This window comes from Pseudomonas sp. HLS-6 TE3448, assembly GCF_053629555.1.
Map to the genome: position 1 here is coordinate 1100811 of NZ_JBRJIO010000001.1, position 19822 is coordinate 1120632.

Consider the following 19822-nt stretch of genomic DNA (forward strand, 5'->3'; position numbering starts at 1 on the left):
GCAGCCCGCCCCTGCCGTGACGGGCCCTGGATACTCATTTGCCCGACTTGACCTTGGTCCAGCTACGGGTCATCAAACGTTGCACCTTGGGTGGCAACTCAGCATTGACGTACAACTTGTCCAGCACCTCTTGCGGTGGATAAACCGCTGCGTCGGTCCTAACGCTCTGGTCCATCAGATCGCCAGCCTTTGGATTCGGGTTGGCATAACCGACGTAATCGCTGACCTGGGCAATAACCTCAGGCTTGAGCAAATAGTTGATGAAAGCGTGCGCCTCTTTGAGATTGCCGGCGTCCTTGGGAATCGCCAGCATGTCAAACCAGAGGTTGCCGCCCTCCTTGGGAATTGCATACGCCACCTGCACACCCTTGCCCGCCTCTTCAGCGCGGGACTTGGCCTGGAATACATCGCCGGAGAAGCCAGCGGCCACACAGATGTCGCCGTTGGCCAGGTCCGAGATGTACTTGGACGAGTGGAAATAGGTCACGTAAGGGCGTACCGCCATCAGCTTGGCCTCGGCCTTTTTATAGTCGGCCGGGTTGGTACTGTTGGGGTCCAGGCCCATGTAATTGAGCACTGCAGGGAGCATCTCGTCCGGGGAGTCGAGGAACGCGACACCGCACGCGGACAGCTTCTTGATGTTTTCCGGCTCGAACAGCATGGCCCACGAGTCGATCTTGTCGGTACCCAGTACGGCCTTGACCTTGTCGACGTTGTAACCAATGCCGTTAGTGCCCCACAGGTAAGGCACCGCGTACTGGTTGCCCGGGTCGTTCTTGTTCAGGCGCTTGAGCAGCGCAGGATCGAGGTTCTGCCAGTTCGGCAGCAGCGATTTGTCGAGTTTCTGGAACGCACCCGCCTTGATCTGCTTGCCGAGGAAATGGTTGGACGGCACGACCACGTCATAGCCGGAACGACCGGCCAGTAGTTTGCCTTCCAGGGTTTCATTGGAATCAAACACGTCATACAACGGCTTGATACCGGTTTCTTTCTCAAAATCTGCCAGCGTGGTCTGGCCGATATAGTCCGACCAGTTGTAAATGTGCACCGTGGGCGCCGCTTGGACGCTGATCGCCAGCGTCAGACCCGCTCCAGCCATCAAGGCCTTGCGAAATACAGAAATAGACAAGTGGAAGGTCCTCTCAATAGTGCCCGAGCTAAACGACAGAATGCTCTGCCGGATAACCAAACCGGCGCGCAACTTACCTTCGATACACCCAACCGGCAAAAAAAATTTGCCCTCACCTCCCGCGAGAGCGCTGCTCTAGAGCTTCCGGGCAGCGCTCAGCGGGTCAAATCAGGCTTACTTGCCCGACTTGATCTTGGTCCAGCTGCGCGTCAGGATCCGCTGGGTAGCCGGCGGCAGGTCGCTGATTGCATACAGCTTGGCCTTCACTTCATCCGACGGGTAAATGCTCGGATCGCCAGAGATGTCCTTGTCCACCAGCGGCGTTGCCGCTTTGTTGCCGTTCGGGAAGCGTACGGCGTTGGTGATCTCGGCCATGATTTCCGGCTGCATCAGGAAGTTCATGAACTGATAGGCTGCGTCGAGGTTCTCGGCATCCTTTGGAATCGCGACCATGTCATAGAAGCTGCCCGCGCCTTCTTTCGGAATGGCGTAGCTGATCTTGACCTTGTCGCCAGCTTCATGAGCACGCGCCTTGGACTGCTCCAGGTCACCCGAGTAACCCACGGCGACACAGATGTTGCCGTTGGCAAGGTCCGAGATGTACTTGGAGGAGTGGAAGTAAGCGATCGAAGGACGGATTTTCAGGAACAGCGCTTCGGCTTCAGCCAACTGCTTCTTGTCCTGGGAATCGGTCGGGTAGCCGAGGTAGTGCAGCGCCACCGGAATCATCTCGGTCGGCGAATCGAGGAAGCTCACGCCGCAGCTCTTGAGCTTGGCGATGTTCTCCGGCTTGAGCACCACGTCCCAGGAGTCGATCTTGTCGACGCCCAGCGCAGCCTTGACCTTCTCCGGGTTGTAGCCGATGCCGATCGTGCCCCACATGTAAGGGAAGGCGTGCGCGTTGCCCTTGTCGCTGGCATTGCCAACGGCATTGAGCAGATCAGCATCGAGGTTCTTCCAGTTCGGCAGCTTGGACTTGTCCAGTTCCTGGTAAACCCCGGCCTTGATCTGCTTGGCCAGGAAGTTGTTCGAAGGTACGACCACGTCGTAACCGGATTTATACCGGCCAGCAACTTGGCTTCCAGCGTTTCGTTACTGTCGAAAACGTCGTAGACCACCTTGATGCCCGACTGCTTTTCGAACTTGGCGATGGTGTCTGCTGCAATGTAGTCAGACCAGTTGTACACGTGCAGCGTCTTGTCTTCTGCCTGAACAGCACTGGCCATTGCCCCCATCAGGGACATTGCCAACAGCGTCTTGCCCAATTTCTTCATGCGTAATGCTCCAGAATTTTTATTGACCATCTGTTCAGCAACCGGGACCTTCGGCGCAGGCACTAGGCGACTGAAACAGCCGCTAGTCTGGCAAGGTACAAGGCGCTCTTTCAAGGAAAGAGCAACCCTGAACCCCCTTAATGTCACAACGCTAGCCTAGCAGCAGGCTTACTGGATCGCCTCATAGGTCAGGTCCAGGCATTTACGTGCCTTTTCCACCAGCTCATCGATCTCTTCACGCGTGATCACCAACGGCGGAGCAATGATCATGGTGTCGCCTACAGCGCGCATGATCAGCCCGTTGTCGAAGCAGAACTGCCGGCAGATCATGCCCACGCCTTTGCCTTCATAGCGCGCACGGGTCGTTTTGTCCTTGACCAGTTCGATCGCACCCAGCATCCCCAAGCCACGAACTTCACCCACCAGCGGGTGATCGTTTAGCTCGCGTAGACGCTTTTGCAAATACGGTGCCGTTTCCTCATGAACGTGCGTGATGACCTTCTCGTCACGCAGGATGCGCAGGTTTTCCAGGCCTACTGCAGCCGCCACCGGGTGGCCTGAGTAGGTGAAGCCGTGGTTGAAGTCGCCGCCTTCAGTGACCACGCGGGCCACTTCGTCACGCACGATAACGCCGCCCATGGGGATATAACCGGAGGTCAGGCCCTTGGCGATGGTCATCAGGTCAGGTTTGAGGTCGTAATAATCGGAACCGAACCACTCACCGGTGCGACCAAAGCCACAGATCACTTCGTCGGCAACGAAAAGAATCTCGTACTTGGCGAGGATTTCCTTGACCTTGGGCCAGTAGGTTTCTGGCGGAATGATCACACCACCGGCCCCTTGAATCGGCTCGGCAATGAACGCCGCAACGTTGTCCTCACCCACTTCGAGAATCTTTTTCTCCAACTGCTCGGCCGCCCAGACGCCAAACTCGTCCGGGGTCATGTCGCCGCCCTCACCGAACCAGTAAGGTTGCGGAATGTGCACGATGCCCGGAATCGGCAGGTCGCCCTGCTCGTGCATGAAGGCCATGCCACCCAGGCTGGCGCCCGCGACAGTCGAACCGTGGTAGCCGTTTACGCGGCCGATGATCACCTTCTTCTGCGGCTTGCCTTTGAGCGCCCAGTAATGGCGCACCATACGCAGTACGGTGTCGTTACCCTCGGAGCCGGAACCGGTGAAGAACACATGGCTCATTCCCTTCGGAGCAACCGCGGAAATGGCTTTGGCCAACTCCAGTGCCGGTGGGTGAGCAGTCTGGAAGAACAGGTTGTAGTAAGGCAGCTCACGCATCTGGTCGCTGGCCGCTTTCACCAGCTCTTCACGACCGTAGCCAACCGCCACGCACCAAAGCCCGGCCATGCCATCGAGGATCTTGTTGCCCTCGCTGTCCCACAAATACACACCCTTGGCCTTGGTAATAATGCGCGGGCCTTTCTCCTTCAACTGTTTATAGTCGCTGAAAGGGGCCAAGTGGTGCTCGCCGCTCAAGGCTTGCCATTCACGGGTTTGCGGGTTCTTGACGCTCATGTGCTTCTCCAATTGCTGGCGGCCGCGCTCCTGCGGCCCCGGGTTGATCAGACCGCGAACAGCAGGAACTCTCGTTCCCAAGAGCTGATTACGCGTTTGAAGTTTTCATGCTCGGCGCGCTTGGTCGCCACGTAGCCTGTGATGAATTTCTTGCCCAGGTACTTCTCCAGGGCCTTACAGTTTTCCATCCGCTCCAGCGCATCCTCGATGGTCAAAGGCAGGCGCAGGTTGCGTCGCTCATAGCCGCGCCCCTGCACCGGCGCACTGGCGTTGATGCGCTCCACCATGCCGATGTAGCCACACAGCAGGCTGGCAGCGATTGCCAGGTACGGGTTGGCGTCGGCGCCCGGCAGACGGTTCTCGACGCGACGATGCTGCGGGCTGGCATCAGGAACCCGCAAACCGACAGTACGGTTTTCCTCGCCCCACTCGACGTTCACCGGTGCCGAGGTATCAGGCAGGAAACGCCGGAACGAGTTGACGTTGGGCGCGAACAGCGGCAACAGCTCGGGAATGAACTTCTGCAGACCACCGATGTGGTAGAGGAACAGGTCGCTCATGCTGCCGTCGTCATTGGAGAAGATGTTCTTCCCGGTCTGCACGTCCACCACACTCTGGTGCAGGTGCATCGCGCTGCCTGGCTCGCCCGTCATCGGCTTGGCCATGAACGTGGCGGCGACGTTATGCTTGAGCGCGGCTTCACGCATGGTGCGTTTGAACACCAGGATCTGGTCGGCCAGGGACAGCGCGTCACCATGACGGAAGTTGATCTCCATCTGTGCCGTGCCGTCCTCGTGGATCAGCGTATCGAGGTCCAGGTTCTGCAGTTCGCACCAGTCGTAGACGTCCTCGAACAGCGGGTCGAATTCGTTGGCTGCTTCGATGGAAAACGACTGGCGACCGGTTTCCGGGCGACCGGAGCGACCGACCGGTGGCTGTAACGGGAAGTCCGGGTCTTCGCAACGCTTGGTCAGGTAGAACTCCATCTCTGGCGCGACGATCGGCTGCCAACCTTTGTCGGCATACAGCTTGAGCACCTTCTTCAGGACGTTACGCGGTGACAGTTCGACCGGGCTGCCAAACTTGTCATAGGTGTCGTGAATCACCTGCGCAGTAGGCTCGATGGCCCACGGGACAAGAAACACTGCGTTCTCGTCGGGGCGGCAGATCATGTCGATGTCGGCAGGGTCGAGCAGTTCGTAATAAATGTCGTCATCGACGTAATCGCCGGTGACCGTCTGCAGCAGGACACTCTCGGGCAAGCGCATGCCTTTCTCGGCAATGAACTTGTTGGTAGGCGAGATCTTGCCGCGGGTAATCCCGGTGAGATCGCTGATCAAACACTCGACTTCAGTGATCTTGTGCTCTTTCAACCAATCGGTGAGCTGATCGAGATTGGTACTCATAAACACCTCTGAAGGTAACCTGCTTCTATTAAGGTGGCGTCAGGCGCGGTGCGATGAATTGGCATCACGCTGACTGGCCCGCTTTCGGCAGGCATCGCCAAACGCCTTGAAAATGGCCAGATAGTCCGGATTGGACATCACGTGCCATTCGGGGTGCCATTGCACCCCCAAAGCAAAAGCCGTGCTACCTTCAATTGATATCGCTTCAATCAAACCGTCTGGGGCCACAGCCTCGATACGCAGGCCTGGAGCCAAACGTGCGATGCCCTGACCATGGATAGAGTTGACCTGTATCTCGGATGCCAGGCCCAAACCGGCCAGTACACCGCCAGGTTGAACCCACAGGGTATGGCTTGGGGCATACTGGACTTCGACCGGTTCGTTTGAAGGTTCACGGTGATCCATGAAGGTTCCGGTTTCATGAACCTTCTGGTGCAGGCTGCCACCGAACGCCACATTCAGTTCCTGGAAGCCACGGCAGATGCCCAGTACGGGTACGCCAGCAGCAACCGCAGCACGCAACAACGGCAGCGTGGTGTGATCACGCTGAGGATCGTGAGGGGTGCCCGGGCCATCGGCCGGCCCTTGGTAGTGATGAGGTTCTATATTTGAGGGGGAGCCGGTAAAGAGCAGCCCGTCCAGGCCGTCAATTATTTCAGCCGGGTCGAGCAGTTCCGCCAGCGACGGCAGAATCAATGGCAAGCCTTTGGCTGCCAGCGCAACTGCGCGCACGTACTTGTCGCCACTGATGTGGAAAGCATGCAGACCGATCTGCTTGGTGCAGGCGGTCACGCCGATTATCGGCATGCGAGACATGTAACCCCCGGTATTATTGCTGTTATGGGTTACGTTCGAGCTTAGCCTTGTTCATTTTTTTACACAACACCCCCGTAAAAAATAGAACACGGCCTGCTCAGCATCACCCCTGTTTACCCGATGGACGGGCTATCGGCGCCCTCAATTGCAGCAAAAGTGCCGCTGAGGCGCCGTTTTAGGGCATCATTGGGTCAGCTTGACTTAAGGGTGGCTTTCGGATTGACTGGAGCTGCAAGCCCCCATTGATTGATATATTTAACAACAAAGGTGTTGCATCATGTCGGTACCCCCGCGTGCCGTTCAGCTTAACGAAGCGAACGCGTTCCTTAAGGAACATCCTGAGGTTCTGTACGTCGACCTTCTGATTGCGGATATGAATGGTGTGGTGCGTGGCAAACGCATCGAACGCACCAGCCTCCACAAGGTTTACGAGAAAGGCATCAACCTGCCGGCCTCACTCTTTGCCCTGGACATCAACGGCTCGACGGTGGAAAGCACCGGCCTGGGCCTGGATATCGGCGACGCCGACCGGATCTGCTATCCGATCCCGGGCTCTCTCTCCAACGAACCCTGGCAGAAGCGCCCTACCGCGCAGCTGCTGATGACCATGCACGAGCTGGAAGGTGAGCCGTTCTTCGCCGACCCTCGGGAAGTCCTGCGTCAGGTCGTGACCAAATTCGATGAACTGGGCCTGACCATCTGCGCCGCCTTCGAGCTTGAGTTCTACCTGATCGACCAGGAGAACGTGAACGGCCGTCCACAACCGCCGCGCTCGCCAATCTCCGGCAAGCGTCCGATTTCGACTCAGGTTTACCTGATCGACGACCTCGACGAGTATGTCGACTGCCTTCAGGACATCCTCGAAGGGGCCAAGGAACAGGGCATCCCTGCCGACGCCATCGTCAAGGAAAGCGCCCCGGCACAGTTCGAAGTGAACCTGCACCACGTCCCAGACCCGCTCAAGGCCTGTGACTATGCGGTACTGCTCAAGCGACTGATCAAGAACATCGCCTACGACCATGAGATGGACACCACCTTCATGGCCAAGCCTTACCCAGGCCAGGCGGGTAACGGTCTGCACGTCCATATTTCCATACTGGATAAAGATGGTAAGAACATCTTCGCCAGTGAGGATCCCGAGCAGAACGCCGCACTGCGTCACGCGATCGGCGGTGTGCTCGAGACCCTACCCGCGTCGATGGCGTTCCTCTGCCCGAACGTCAACTCGTACCGCCGTTTCGGTGCACAGTTCTACGTACCGAACTCGCCGAGCTGGGGCCTGGACAACCGTACCGTGGCGCTGCGCGTACCAACCGGCAGCTCCGACGCCGTGCGCCTCGAACACCGCGTTGCCGGTGCCGATGCCAACCCGTACCTGCTGATGGCGGCCGTCCTGGCGGGCGTACACCATGGCCTGACCAACAAGGTCGAGCCCGGTGCGCCGGTGGAAGGCAACTCCTACGAGCAGAACGAGCAGAGCCTGCCGAACAACCTGCGCGATGCCCTGCGCGAGCTGGACGACAGCGAGATCATGGCCAAGTACATCGATCCGAAGTACATCGACATCTTTGTCGCGTGCAAGGAAAGTGAGCTGGAAGAGTTCGAACACTCGATCTCCGACCTCGAGTACAACTGGTACCTGCACACCGTGTAAACGGTTTGCGCTGCACTGAAAAACGCCGTCGGCCCGCTGGGTCGACGGCGTTTTTTTATGCGCCTGCTGTCTCGTTATCGCCGGCTCTACCGGCGATAACCTCAGAGGGCTTTCTCGAAGATCTTCGAATTACGCTGGAAGTTGTACAGTGACGCCCGCGCCGCCGGTAGGCGTTCGACGCCACTTGGGGAGAACCCGCGCTCACGGAACCAGTGCGCAGTACGGGTCGTCAATACGAACAGGGTCTTCAGGCCCATTGCCCGCGCGCGCGTCTCGATGCGCTCGAGCAGTTCATCACCGCGCCCCCCATGGCGGTACTCGGGGTTGACCGCCAGGCATGCCAATTCACCCGCATCGGAATCGGCAATCGGGTAAAGCGCAGCACAGGCGATGATCATGCCCTCGCGTTCAACCACACTGAATTGCTCGATCTCACGCTCCAGCACCTCGCGCGAACGACGCACCAGAATCCCCTGCTCCTCCAACGGGCTGATCAGCTCGAGCAAGCCACCGACATCCTCGATGGCCGCCTCGCGGACCTTCTCGAACTGCTCCTGGGCAACCAGCGTACCGCCACCGTCACGGGTGAACAGCTCCGTCAGCAAGGCACCGTCTTCGGCATAACTGACGATATGGCTGCGCGCTACGCCGCCACGGCATGCCTCGGCAGCCGCATCCAGCAACTCGCCCTGATAATCGCTGCCCAGCCGTTGCAGATGCGCCGGTACCTGCTGCGGGCGAAGCTCACGCACCAGGTTGCCGTTCTCGTCGATCAAGCCACGCTCGGCACCGAACAACAGCAATTTATCGGCGCCCAGGTCTATGGCGGCGCGGGTCGCCACGTCTTCGCAGGCCAGGTTGAAAATTTCGCCGGTGGGCGAGTAACCCAGTGGTGAAAGCAACACGATCGAACGCTCGTCGAGCAGCCGGTTGATACCCTTGCGGTCAACCCGGCGCACTTCGCCAGTGTGGTGATAGTCGATGCCTTCAACTACTCCAATCGGCCTTGCAGTCACCAGGTTGCCGGCCGCCACCCGCAGGCGCGAGCCCTGCATCGGCGAGGCCGCCATGTCCATCGACAGCCGCGCTTCGATGGCAATCCGCAGGTGGCCGACGGCATCGATCACGCATTCCAGGGTCGCGGCATCAGTGATGCGCATGCCACGGTGGTAATGCGGCGTGAGGCCACGTGCCGCCAGGCGGCTCTCGATCTGTGGGCGCGAACCGTGCACCAGTACCAGGCGCACACCCAGGCTGTGCAGCAGCACCAGGTCGTGGACAATGTTGCCAAAATTAGGGTGTTCAACCCCATCGCCAGGGAGCATGACGACAAACGTGCAGTCCCGGTGGGCGTTGATGTAAGGCGAAGCGTGACGCAGCCAGTTGACGTAATCGTGCATAACCAGAGCCTGTAAAAAATTGAACAAAGGCGGAACAACACACAGCGCTCGAAGGGTTATCGTCGGAACAGGCTTGGCGTCACGCGTACTCTCCTTGAAAAAATACAGTCGAACTCAGCGGGCAACAGCCGGGCTGAGGCAATAATGTTCGATCAACTCACGCAATAGACGCACGGTAGGCTGCAAGCGTGACATTTCGAGGTACTCACCCGGCTGATGCGCACAGGCGATGTCGCCTGGGCCAAGCACCAGGGTCTCGCACCCCAGGCGCTGAAGATAAGGCGCTTCGGTGCCAAAGGCTACTGCTTCAGCGCTATGCCCGGTAAGACGTTCGGCCAGACGCACCAGTTCGGCATCAGCCGCCTGCTCAAACGGCGGCACCTCCGGAAACAATGGCGCATAGTCGATACGCACCTGATGACGCTCGGCCAACGGCTGAAGCTTGCCGCGAATGGCGGCACGCAACGCTTCCGGGTCCATGCCGGGCAACGGCCGCAGGTCGAACTCCAGAGCACATTGGCCACAGATGCGATTGGGGTTGTCGCCACCATGAATGCAGCCAAAGTTCAGGGTCGGCTGGGGGACACTGAACTGCGCATTGTTGAACTCGCGCTGCCATTGCCGACGCAGGCCCATCAATTCCCCCATCGCCTCATGCATCGCTTCCAGAGCACTATGGCCCAGGCGCGGATCCGACGAATGGCCACTGCGCCCGAGAATATCGATGCGTTCCATCATCACGCCTTTGTGCAGGCGGATCGGCCGCAGCCCGGTGGGTTCACCAATCACCGCCGCGCGCCCCAATGGCCGCCCCGCTGCCGCCAACGCCCGGGCCCCCGCCATCGAGCTTTCCTCGTCGCAGGTCGCGAGAATCAGCAGGGGTTGCTTGAACGGTTGATCAAGCAGGGTGCGCACCGCTTCGATGATCAATGCAAAGAAGCCTTTCATGTCACAGCTACCCAGGCCCACCCAGCGCCCGTCCACCTCGGTCAGCTTCAGCGGGTCGGTCTGCCACAATTGCGGGTCGAACGGCACGGTGTCGCTGTGCCCGGCCAGCACCAGCCCGCCCGGGCCGCTGCCATAGCTGGCCAGCAGGTTGAATTTGCCGGGGTTCACCTGCTGGATCTCGCAGGCGAAACCGAGGTCGCCCAGCCAACCGGCGAGCAAGTCGATCACCGCACGGTTGGATTGATCCAGCGCGGCTTGAGTGCAACTGACCGAGGGTGCGGCAATCAGCGCGGCAAACTGGTCTTTGAGCGGCGGCAACGGCATGCGGATTCTCCTCGGGTCGGACCTCATCATAGGGCCATCGGGCATCTGGAATAAACCGTCTGCGGCCGACTCCTGTACACTGCACGGCCAAGACGCCCCCTGTCATCCGACGCCGGATTGCCCAGCAATGCATAAAGAAACCGAAATCAAACTGCGGGTCAGCCGCGACACCCTCGCGGCCCTGCGCGAACACCCATTGCTGAAGAAGCGCAACAAGTCCGGCTGGCAGCAGCGCGAGCTGCTCAACCAGTACTTCGACACGCCTGAGCGCGACCTGGCTGCGGCCAAGGTCGCCCTGCGTTTGCGCCGCGATGGCGAGGTCATCATCCAGACCCTCAAGACCCGTGGTCAAAGCGTTGCCGGCCTGTCCGAGCGCCATGAATACGAATGGCACCTGGAAAAAACCAAGCTGGACCTGAAGAAACTCGACGCACAGTGCTGGCCAGAACAACTGGCCGAGGTCGACAAGAAAACCATCAAGCCACTGTTCAGCACCGACTTCACCCGCGAATACGCGGAAATTGCCTGGGGCCGTGGCAAGGCCAAGGTCGTGATCGAAGCGGCCCTGGACCTGGGCAAGGTCATCGTCGGCAAGCAGCACGAAGAGATCTGCGAACTGGAACTGGAACTGCGTGAAGGCCCCGCCGAAGCACTGCTGGAGCTGGCCGCTGAACTCGCCGCCAGCCTGCCGATGATGCCCTGTGATATCAGCAAGGCCGAGCGCGGCTACCGCCTGCTCGACCCGGCCAGCTATGACCTGAGCCTGCCCGCGGCGGAACTGAACGCCGAAATGACCCTGGACGACGCCTTCGCCGCACTGGGCTGGCAGTTGCTGGGCAGCAGCCAGCGACTGGCCGAGCAGTACCGCTTCAATGGCCACTGGCGCCTGCTGCAGGACTGGGTCGAGAACCTGACCGAACTGCGTGCCCTGGCCAGCAGCCTGGGCCAGGCTGCGCCACGCGCCAGCACCCGCGAGCTGCGCAACAGCCTCGACGCCCTGCTGGAAGACTGGAAGCCGCTGGTACAGGCCGGCCTGGAGGACGAGGACGTCCGTCGTGCCGCACCGGAACAGTTCGCTGAAGAGCTGCTGGAAACCCGCTGGGGCCAGTTCTCCCTGGACACCTCGCGCTGGCTGCTGGCCCGTGCCTGGACAGTCGAGCGCAACAACCGTGGCAACCGCCAGGGCGCCGCGCAACTGGGTAACTGGCTGACCCACCTGCTGGCCGAGGAAGCCCAGGCCCTGCAACTGCCGCGCTACCAGCAGCAGCCTGAAGACCTGGCCGAGCAACTGCCACGCATCGAACGCCTGTTGGCCTGGCTGCATCACGCCCGCAACGTGCTTGAGGTGCCGGAAGTCGACCGCCTGTACGGCGAGCTGAACAAGCTGCAACACCTGGCCCATCAGCCCATCAACGACGAAGCTCTGGATGCCCGGGTACAACAGGCCATTGCCGTGTTCCAAAGCCGTGCCTGGAAATACCTGCTGCGCAAGTAAGCCTCAGAGCACCGGCAGACTCGTCGTGGACTTGATTTCAGACAAGGCCACGATCGAGTTGACCTCCTGGATCCCCGGCACCATCGACAGCTTTTCGAAGAAAAACCGTTCGTAGGCTTCGATGTCCGGGGTGACAATACGCAAGAGAAAATCCACAGCCCCCATCAGCACGTAACATTCCAGAACTTCAGGGAAGCCGCGAATCTGCTCGGTGAACTCGGTGAAGTTTGAACGCCCGTGGGCGTTGAGTTTGACCTCGGCAAAGATCTGAGTGTTCAGGCCGATTTTCTTGCGGTCGAGCAGGGTCACCTGCCCGCGAATAATCCCTTCCTCCTTCATACGCTGTATACGCCGCCAGCAGGGTGACTGTGACAACCCCACACGCTCGGCAATCTGCGCGCTGGACAGCGAAGCATCCTCCTGCAGCAGGGCCAGGATGCGTCGGTCATAGGCATCTAACTCGCTCTGCATAATTTTTTCTCCATAAGACTTATTCAAGAATTAATCAATTCAATTGATGGCAATAACTGCGGATCATAGAGAAAAAATACCCCGCGCATCATGCAAAAATCTTCTCATCAACTTCGGAGAATTCCATGAGCGCACTCGAACGGCTGGACCACCCTGTCACTGCGCTGCGCACCGACGCGTGGGCCAGCAATGCCACGCACGCACACGTTCAGTACCGATTGCAGGCTGAAGCCGAGCCGGACAGCCTGTGCCGTATTCTCAATCTGTTCGCATTACAGTTCCTCGTGCCTGAACAGCTACAGATGAAACAAGAAGATGAGCTGATGCACATTGAGGTACAGATCGGCGGCCTGAGCTGGCATCGCGCCGAACTCATTGCGCAAAAAATGCGCAACCTGATCAGTGTTGTCGAGGTACACCTTGAGCCCTGCCTACCACCGGTCAGCGCCTTCGGATCACGACCCGCACGCTGAGCCACGACATACCCGGAAAACCTTGCGCCAGCCCGTCGAGCACCGCAGCAACTAGCCTTGGCAGGCCATAACCGACCTGCAAGGAAGCCCCATGCCCGCGCTCGCAGAGGATCGCCCACTCGACCTTGTTACCCTGCTGGATGCACTGGTTGCACAACACGTCATCCACGCCGAAGACGCCCAACGTGTTGTGCCAACCGCCGACGACCCTGACCATCCGCTGGAGATCATCGCCCGCCGCAGGCTGCCCGACGCGCGCCACCCTGGCCAGGTGCTGGAGCTGGAAGGGCTGTGCCAATGGCTGGCCGCCGATGCTGGCCAACCCTACCTGTGCATCGACCCGATGCGCATTGATGCAGCCCGCGTCACCGCCCTGATGTCTGCCGCGTTTGCCCAGCGCCACGGCATACTTGCAGTCGAGGTGGATGCCGGCAGTGTGACGGTGGCCAGTGCGCAACCGTTTGTACGCGGCTGGGAGAGCGACCTGGCCCACGTCCTCAAACGGCAGATCAAGCGGGTAATCGCCAGCCCTGAACGCATCCGCAACCTGAGCCGAGAGTTTTTCAATGTCGCCCGTTCGGTCAACAGCGCCTGCCAACTGGAAATCGCCCGGCCCGCTGCCAGCATCGAGCACCTGCTCGACCTTGGCACCGCACACCATGAAGCGGACGCCAACGACACACACATTGTGAGCATCGTCGATTGGCTACTGCAGTACGCCTTCGAGCAGCGCGCCAGCGATATCCATATCGAACCTCGCCGTGAGCAGGGTTGCGTGCGCTTTCGTATCGACGGCGTGCTGCATGAGGCCTACCGGTTTCCACCGTGGGTGACGCTGGCAGCGATAAGCCGGCTGAAAAGCCTGGGACGGATGAATGTCGCAGAAAAACGCCGCCCACAGGACGGTCGGCTGAAGACTCGCACACCCGCCGGCAGCGAGGTGGAAATACGCCTCTCCACCCTGCCGACCACCTTCGGTGAAAAGCTGGTGCTACGGATTTTCGACCCTGAGCTGCTGCAACGGGATTTCCAGCAGTTGGGCCTGGTCGGCGATGAGCTGGCATGCTGGCAACGCATGCTGAGACACAACCACGGGATCGTCCTGGTCACCGGGCCGACCGGCTCCGGCAAGACCAGCACCTTGTATGCCAGCCTCAAGCAACTGGCAACGCCTGAGGTCAACCTCTGCACCCTCGAAGACCCGATCGAAATGGTCGAACCCGCGTTCAATCAGATGCAGGTCGACCCGGCCATCGACCTGTGTTTCGCCAATGGTGTACGCGCACTGCTGCGCCAGGACCCGGACATCATCATGATCGGGGAGATACGCGACCTGGAGACTGCACAGATGGCCATCCAGGCGGCGCTGACCGGTCACTTGGTGCTGTCCACCCTGCACACCAACGATGCCTGCACTGCCATTGGCCGTTTGCTGGAGCTGGGCATCCCGCACTACCTGATCCGTGCAACGTTGATCGGGGTAATGGCCCAACGTCTGATCCGCACCCTCTGCCCGGCCTGCAAAGTGCCCGCAACCCTGTCCGACCAGGATTGGCACACCCTGGTCCAGCCCCAGCAGTGGCCATTACCCACTGAGGCGAAGCAGGCCGCGGGCTGCCCAGCCTGCCGACACACCGGCTACCGAGGGCGTACTGGCATCCATGAGCTGCTGCCCTTGAGCGAGTCGCTCAAGCCATTGATCTGTGCCGACGGCGACGCTCAGGCATTACGTCGCCAGGCGCTTGCCGAAGGGATGCGAAGCCTGCGCTTGAACGGCGCGCAAAAGGTCGCCGCTGGCCTTACCAGCGTGGCGGAAATTATCAGGGTCGCACCATGATCAACGTACGTTCATCGGCCCGTTGAGGGCCAGGGAACTTGCCTGGGGATGACGAGATCAAAGCCAGTAGATCACCCCCAATGTTGGAGTCACCCACCATGCGCTTCAAGCGTGCTGTAGCAACACTTGCATTACTGTCCCTGCCCTTCGGCGCTGCCATGGCCGACACCTTCTGGCGCGACGTTATTTCCTCGGGTGCAACCACCGCCTCTACCTACCTGACGTTCAGGGATCACAAGTTGATCGTTGCGGCTCAAGACGACGCGGGCAGCTTCGTCGCAAGCGAAGGCAGCATTCGCGGACCGTACCTCGAAGCGGCCATCCAGAAAGTGCGCGCCGACAACCCAGGGCTGAAAGCCAGCGACATGGAGCTGGCCAACGCCATCCTGGCGAAAAACGCCGGCGCCAACGAATAACCCGCCGAAACCATCGCAGGCAAGCCTCCCACAACCCCTGTAGGAGCGGGCTTGCCCGCGATCAAGGCGCCGCGACCAGCCCTTCAGCGGTAGTCCTCTACCGGTACACACGCGCAGAACAGGTTGCGGTCGCCATACACGTTGTCGACCCGGTTCACCGCAGGCCAGTACTTGTGCAGCCGGGCATGCGTGCTGGGCGTCACCGCCTGCGCAATGCTGTATGGCCGCTCCCATACGCCGACAACGTCTGCCAGGGTATGCGGCGCGCCTTTAAGTGGGTTGTCTTCTGCTGGCCAGTTACCGTTCTGCACTTCGGCAATTTCTGCGCGGATACTCAGCATCGCTTCGATAAACCGGTCCAGTTCCGCCTTTGACTCACTCTCCGTAGGCTCGACCATCAGCGTGCCAGGCACCGGAAAAGACATGGTCGGGGCATGGAATCCGTAATCCATCAGGCGCTTGGCGACATCCTCCTCGGTAATGCCGGTCAGGGCCTTCAACGGCCGCAAATCGAGAATACACTCGTGCGCCACCCGCGCATTGCGACCCCGGTAGAGCACCGGAAACGCCCCGCCCAATTGCTGCGCCAGGTAGTTGGCACACAAGATCGCCACCTCACTGGCGTCTGCCAATTGCGGCCCCATCATTGCGATGTACATCCAACTGATCGGCAGGATACTCGCGCTGCCCCAGGGCGCGGCGCTGATTGCCGTGTTCTTCGGGTCAGGCCCTGGCACCGGTACCACCGGGTGGCTGGCGACAAAGGGCGCCAAGTGGGCCCGGACACCAATCGGCCCCATACCCGGGCCACCGCCACCATGGGGAATGCAGAAAGTCTTATGCAGGTTCATGTGCGACACATCGGCACCGATATCGGCCGGCCGGGTCAGGCCGACCTGGGCATTGAGATTGGCCCCGTCCATGTACACCTGACCACCATGGCTGTGGATAACGTCGCAGATCTCGACAATCCCCTCTTCATACACACCGTGGGTCGAGGGGTAGGTCGCCATCAGGCAGGACAGGCGCTGACCTGCCGCCTTGGCTTTGGCCTTGAGGTCGGTCAGGTCGACGTTGCCGTCCTTGTCACAATCAACGATGACCACCTGCATGCCAGCCATTTGTGCAGACGCCGGGTTGGTCCCATGAGCTGAGGCGGGGATCAGGCAGATATCGCGCTGGCCCTGCTGGCGGCTGCGATGGTACTTGGCAATCGCCATCAACCCGGCATATTCACCTTGGGCACCGGAGTTGGGCTGCATGCAGACCGCGTCGAAACCGGTGATCGCGCAGAGCCAACTCTCCAGTTCGTCGATCATGGCCTTGTAGCCCTGCACCTGCGCGGCGGGAGCGAACGGATGCAGCTGTGCAAAACCTGGCCAGGTAATGGGGATCATCTCGCTGCTGGCATTGAGCTTCATGGTGCAAGAACCCAGTGGAATCATCGACTGGTTCAGCGCCAGATCCTTGTTCTCCAACTGCTTGAGATAGCGCAGCATCTCGGTTTCGCTGTGGTGCAGATTGAATACCGGGTGCGTCAGGTAGGCCGAGCGGCGCACCAACGCCGCGGGTATCCCCTCGGGCAAGGCATGAGTATCGAGGGTCGCGATGTCCAGGCCATGGTCGGCGCCCAGAAAGATATCGAACAGGCGCAGCACCGTGCCTTCGTTGCAGGTTTCATCGAGGCTGACACCCAGTTGGCCGCGCCCCAGAATCCGCAGGTTGATCTGCGCCGCCTCGGCGCTCTGGATGATCGCAGTCTGGCTGCCGCCCACTTCCAGGGTCAGGGTATCGAAGAAATGCTCATTGAGCCGCTTGATACCCTTGCTCTCCAGCCCGGCCGCCAGGATGAAGGTCAATCGGTGTACCCGCTGAGCAATCCGTTTCAGGCCTTCCGGCCCATGGTAGACCGCATAGAATCCGGCGATATTGGCCAGCAGCACTTGCGCCGTGCAGATGTTCGAGTTGGCCTTCTCCCGACGAATATGCTGCTCACGGGTCTGCAGTGCCATGCGCAGCGCGAGGTTGCCACGGGCGTCCTTGGACACGCCGATGATCCGCCCCGGCATCGCCCGCTTGAACTCGTCACGACAAGCAAAATAAGCCGCATGCGGCCCGCCATAGCCCATCGGCACACCAAAGCGCTGGGTAGAACCCAGCACCACGTCGGCCCCCAGCTCGCCCGGTGGCGCCAACAGCACCAGGCTCAACAGGTCGGCGGCGACACACGCCAGTGCCTGCTGCGTATGCAGCTGTTCGATAAACGGCCTCAGGTCGCGCACCTCGCCATGGGTGTCCGGGTACTGCAACAAGGCACCGAACACAGCGTATTTGGCGAGGTTATCCACAGCGTCAATGACCAGTTCAAAACCAAAACCGTCGGCGCGGGTCTGCAATACCGAGAGGGTTTGTGGATGGCAGTGCTCATCGGCAAAAAACACGTTGCTCTTCGACTTGGCAACGCGGCGAGCCAAGGCCATCGCTTCGGCGGCGGCCGTGGCTTCATCAAGGAGCGAGGCGTTCGCCAGGTCCAGCCCACTGAGGTCAATGATCATCTGCTGAAAGTTCAGCAAAGCCTCCAGTCGCCCTTGGGCAATCTCGGGCTGATACGGCGTATAGGCCGTGTACCAACCGGGATTTTCCAGGACGTTACGCAGGATCACCGTTGGCGTGAGGGTACCGTGGTAGCCCATGCCGATAAGGCTGGTCCAGATCTGGTTTTGCTCGGCGTAGCCACGCAGCTTCGCCAGCGCGGCCTCTTCATCGAGGGCGGGCGGCAAGTCGAGGGGGCGGTTCAGGCGAATGCCGGGTGGGACGGTCTGTTCGATAAGCTCGACACGACTGCCCAGGCCAAGGGCTTCGAGCATGGCCTGCTGCTCGCCGGGGTCAGGCCCCAGGTGGCGACGCAGGAAAGGATTAGCGTCGTACAGTTGGCTCAGGGACGGCGACTGGGACATAGCGGCTCTCTCTTCCTAGACCAAACCTCGACCAGCCGAGGCATATTGAGTCTAGGAAGAGATTGCCGCTTGTGTCGGAAAACTATTCGCCGATGAGCGCTTTGTAGCCTGCCGCGTCGAGCAGCTTGTCCAGTTCAGCCGTATCGGCTGGCTTCAGCTTGAAGATCCAGGCGCCATACGGATCGCTGTTCAGCGACTCAGGGCTGTCGCTCAAATCCTCGTTGACCGCGATGACTTCGCCACTGATCGGGGCGTAGATGTCCGAAGCGGCCTTGACCGACTCGACCACACCGGCGGTATCGCCAGCGGCAAACACCATGCCCACTTCGGTCAGCTCAACGAATACCACATCGCCCAAGGCTTCCTGAGCGTGGTCACTGATGCCAACCGTGACACTACCGTCAGCTTCCAGACGGGCCCACTCATGACTATCGGCAAAACGCAGTTCGGCAGGGATATCGCTCATATTGTTGTCCTCGATAAGGTCAGCGGTCGGCCCGCCAGAAAAAATTCAGATCAGAATCTTGCCATGCCGCACGAACGTTGGCTTGACCACTCGCACCGGGTACCAGCGACCACGGATCTCGACTTCAGCGCGATCGGCAGTCGCCATTGGCACCCGTGCCAGAGCAATCGATTTGCTCAGCGTAGGGGAGAAACTACCACTGGTGATCTCTCCTTCGCCAATTTCACTGATACGCACGACCTGGTGCGCCCGCAACACCCCGCGCTCCTCCAGCACCAGGCCCACCAGCTTAAGCTTCGGCCCGGCATCACGCTCGGCCTCAAGCGCGGCACGACCGATGAAGTCTCGCGTCGCCGGCTCCCAGGCAATGCTCCAGGCGAGGTTCGAGGTCAGCGGGGAATGCGCTTCGTCGATATCCTGGCCATAGAGGTTCATACCCGCCTCAAGACGCAAGGTATCGCGTGCGCCCAGCCCACTCGGGGCAATACCGGCACCGACCAGGTCGTTGAAGAACCCGGGCGCCTGAACTGCTGGCAGCATGATTTCCAAACCATCTTCGCCGGTATAACCGGTACGAGCGATAAACCAGTCACCGTCGACCAGGCCCTCGAACGGCTTGAGTTCGCGAATCAATGCCGCACGTGCGGCAGTCACCAGATCTGCGACCTTTTCGCGGGCATGAGGCCCCTGGACCGCCAGGATCGCCAAATCCGTGCGCTCCTGGATACTCACGTCAAAACCAACCCGGCACGCTTGTAGCCAGGCCAGGTCCTTGTCGCGGGTCGCAGCGTTGACCACCAGACGATAACCGTCATCACAGCGGTAGACGATCATGTCGTCGATCACCCCGCCTTGCTCATTGAGCAGGGTGCTGTACAGGGCTTTGCCTGTGGCACTCAGCCGCTCGATATCGTTGGCCAGCACATACTGCAGCCACGCCGCTGCCTGAGCGCCGCCGATATCAATCACGGTCATGTGAGATACATCGAAAACCCCGCAGTCGCGACGCACCTGATGGTGCTCCTCGACTTGCGAGCCGTAATGCAGGGGCATGTCCCAACCGCCAAAATCGACCATCTTGGCGCCAAGCGCCAAATGCAGGTCATAAAGAGGCGTACGCAGTCCCATGGGTTTCTCCTTCCGCGCGTGGCGAGGCTACGACCGGCGGCAGTGCAGCCACCGACGTAGCGAATGCCGCGCATTGTAGCTGCAAGGCTGGATGCTTA

Annotated in this window: 15 protein-coding genes and 1 pseudogene; 5 read left to right on the top strand and 11 right to left on the bottom strand. The window is 60.2% G+C overall.

Annotated elements, in window-relative coordinates; genetic code table 11:
- Positions 1 to 34 precede the first annotated feature (34 nt).
- The 5 genes and pseudogenes from AB7M23_RS05165 to AB7M23_RS05185 all read right to left on the bottom strand — a co-directional run bounded on the left by AB7M23_RS05165 (position 35) and on the right by AB7M23_RS05185 (position 6155).
- Positions 35 to 1129: a polyamine ABC transporter substrate-binding protein gene (locus AB7M23_RS05165; protein ID WP_102052479.1), complete on the bottom strand. Its 1095-nt coding sequence runs from the start codon at positions 1127 to 1129 to the stop codon at positions 35 to 37.
- Between the two features lie 174 nt (positions 1130 to 1303).
- Positions 1304 to 2433: pseudogene (locus AB7M23_RS05170) on the bottom strand (polyamine ABC transporter substrate-binding protein).
- A 138-nt stretch (positions 2434 to 2571) separates the two neighbouring features.
- The gene (locus AB7M23_RS05175) at positions 2572 to 3933 is read right to left on the bottom strand and encodes an aspartate aminotransferase family protein (protein WP_065760070.1); all 1362 of its coding nucleotides are present in this window, start codon (positions 3931 to 3933) and stop codon (positions 2572 to 2574) included.
- Between the two features lie 47 nt (positions 3934 to 3980).
- Positions 3981 to 5339, bottom strand: coding sequence for a glutamine synthetase family protein (locus AB7M23_RS05180; RefSeq protein ID WP_065760069.1), 1359 nt, complete (start codon positions 5337 to 5339; stop codon positions 3981 to 3983).
- Positions 5340 to 5378: 39 nt separating this feature from the next.
- Positions 5379 to 6155, bottom strand: a complete 777-nt coding sequence (locus AB7M23_RS05185; RefSeq protein WP_065760068.1) for a gamma-glutamyl-gamma-aminobutyrate hydrolase family protein — start codon at positions 6153 to 6155, stop codon at positions 5379 to 5381.
- Positions 6156 to 6432: 277 nt separating this feature from the next.
- On the opposite strand from AB7M23_RS05185, the gene AB7M23_RS05190 reads away from it, so the two are divergent.
- Positions 6433 to 7809 (top strand): glutamine synthetase family protein, encoded by a 1377-nt coding sequence (locus tag AB7M23_RS05190; RefSeq protein ID WP_454240346.1) that lies wholly within the window; start codon positions 6433 to 6435, stop codon positions 7807 to 7809.
- A 101-nt stretch (positions 7810 to 7910) separates the two neighbouring features.
- Here AB7M23_RS05190 and argA read toward each other — a convergent pair whose 3' ends face one another.
- Entirely contained in the window at positions 7911 to 9209 is a 1299-nt protein-coding gene (argA, locus tag AB7M23_RS05195; protein ID WP_065760066.1) for an amino-acid N-acetyltransferase, read from the bottom strand.
- Positions 9210 to 9323: 114 nt separating this feature from the next.
- Entirely contained in the window at positions 9324 to 10481 is a 1158-nt protein-coding gene (gene argE, locus AB7M23_RS05200) for an acetylornithine deacetylase (RefSeq protein WP_102052481.1), read from the bottom strand.
- Positions 10482 to 10608: 127 nt separating this feature from the next.
- On the opposite strand from argE, the gene AB7M23_RS05205 reads away from it, so the two are divergent.
- A complete protein-coding gene (locus tag AB7M23_RS05205; protein ID WP_065760064.1) occupies positions 10609 to 11976 on the top strand; it encodes a CYTH domain-containing protein in 1368 nt (455 codons plus the stop codon).
- Between the two features lie 3 nt (positions 11977 to 11979).
- Here the strand turns inward: AB7M23_RS05205 and AB7M23_RS05210 are convergent, their stop codons facing one another.
- Positions 11980 to 12447, bottom strand: coding sequence for an Lrp/AsnC family transcriptional regulator (locus AB7M23_RS05210; protein WP_065760063.1), 468 nt, complete (start codon positions 12445 to 12447; stop codon positions 11980 to 11982).
- Positions 12448 to 12572: 125 nt separating this feature from the next.
- Between AB7M23_RS05210 and AB7M23_RS05215 the strand changes: the two genes are divergently transcribed.
- The 3 genes from AB7M23_RS05215 (at position 12573) to AB7M23_RS05225 (ending at position 15173) form a co-directional block, all read left to right on the top strand.
- A complete protein-coding gene (locus AB7M23_RS05215; protein ID WP_454240347.1) occupies positions 12573 to 12920 on the top strand; it encodes a hypothetical protein in 348 nt (115 codons plus the stop codon).
- Positions 12921 to 13011: 91 nt separating this feature from the next.
- Positions 13012 to 14757, top strand: a complete 1746-nt coding sequence (locus AB7M23_RS05220) for a GspE/PulE family protein (protein ID WP_454240348.1) — start codon at positions 13012 to 13014, stop codon at positions 14755 to 14757.
- A gap of 98 nt (positions 14758 to 14855) precedes the next feature.
- Entirely contained in the window at positions 14856 to 15173 is a 318-nt protein-coding gene (locus AB7M23_RS05225; RefSeq protein ID WP_065760060.1) for a DUF2388 domain-containing protein, read from the top strand.
- A gap of 83 nt (positions 15174 to 15256) precedes the next feature.
- On the opposite strand, the gene gcvP is transcribed toward AB7M23_RS05225, so the two are convergent.
- The 3 genes from gcvP to gcvT all read right to left on the bottom strand — a co-directional run bounded on the left by gcvP (position 15257) and on the right by gcvT (position 19724).
- Positions 15257 to 18130, bottom strand: a complete 2874-nt coding sequence (gene gcvP / locus AB7M23_RS05230; RefSeq protein WP_454240349.1) for an aminomethyl-transferring glycine dehydrogenase — start codon at positions 18128 to 18130, stop codon at positions 15257 to 15259.
- A gap of 82 nt (positions 18131 to 18212) precedes the next feature.
- The gene (gcvH, locus tag AB7M23_RS05235; RefSeq protein WP_454240350.1) at positions 18213 to 18596 is read right to left on the bottom strand and encodes a glycine cleavage system protein GcvH; all 384 of its coding nucleotides are present in this window, start codon (positions 18594 to 18596) and stop codon (positions 18213 to 18215) included.
- 45 nt (positions 18597 to 18641) lie between these two features.
- Entirely contained in the window at positions 18642 to 19724 is a 1083-nt protein-coding gene (gene gcvT / locus AB7M23_RS05240; RefSeq protein ID WP_065760057.1) for a glycine cleavage system aminomethyltransferase GcvT, read from the bottom strand.
- Positions 19725 to 19822 lie beyond the last annotated feature (98 nt).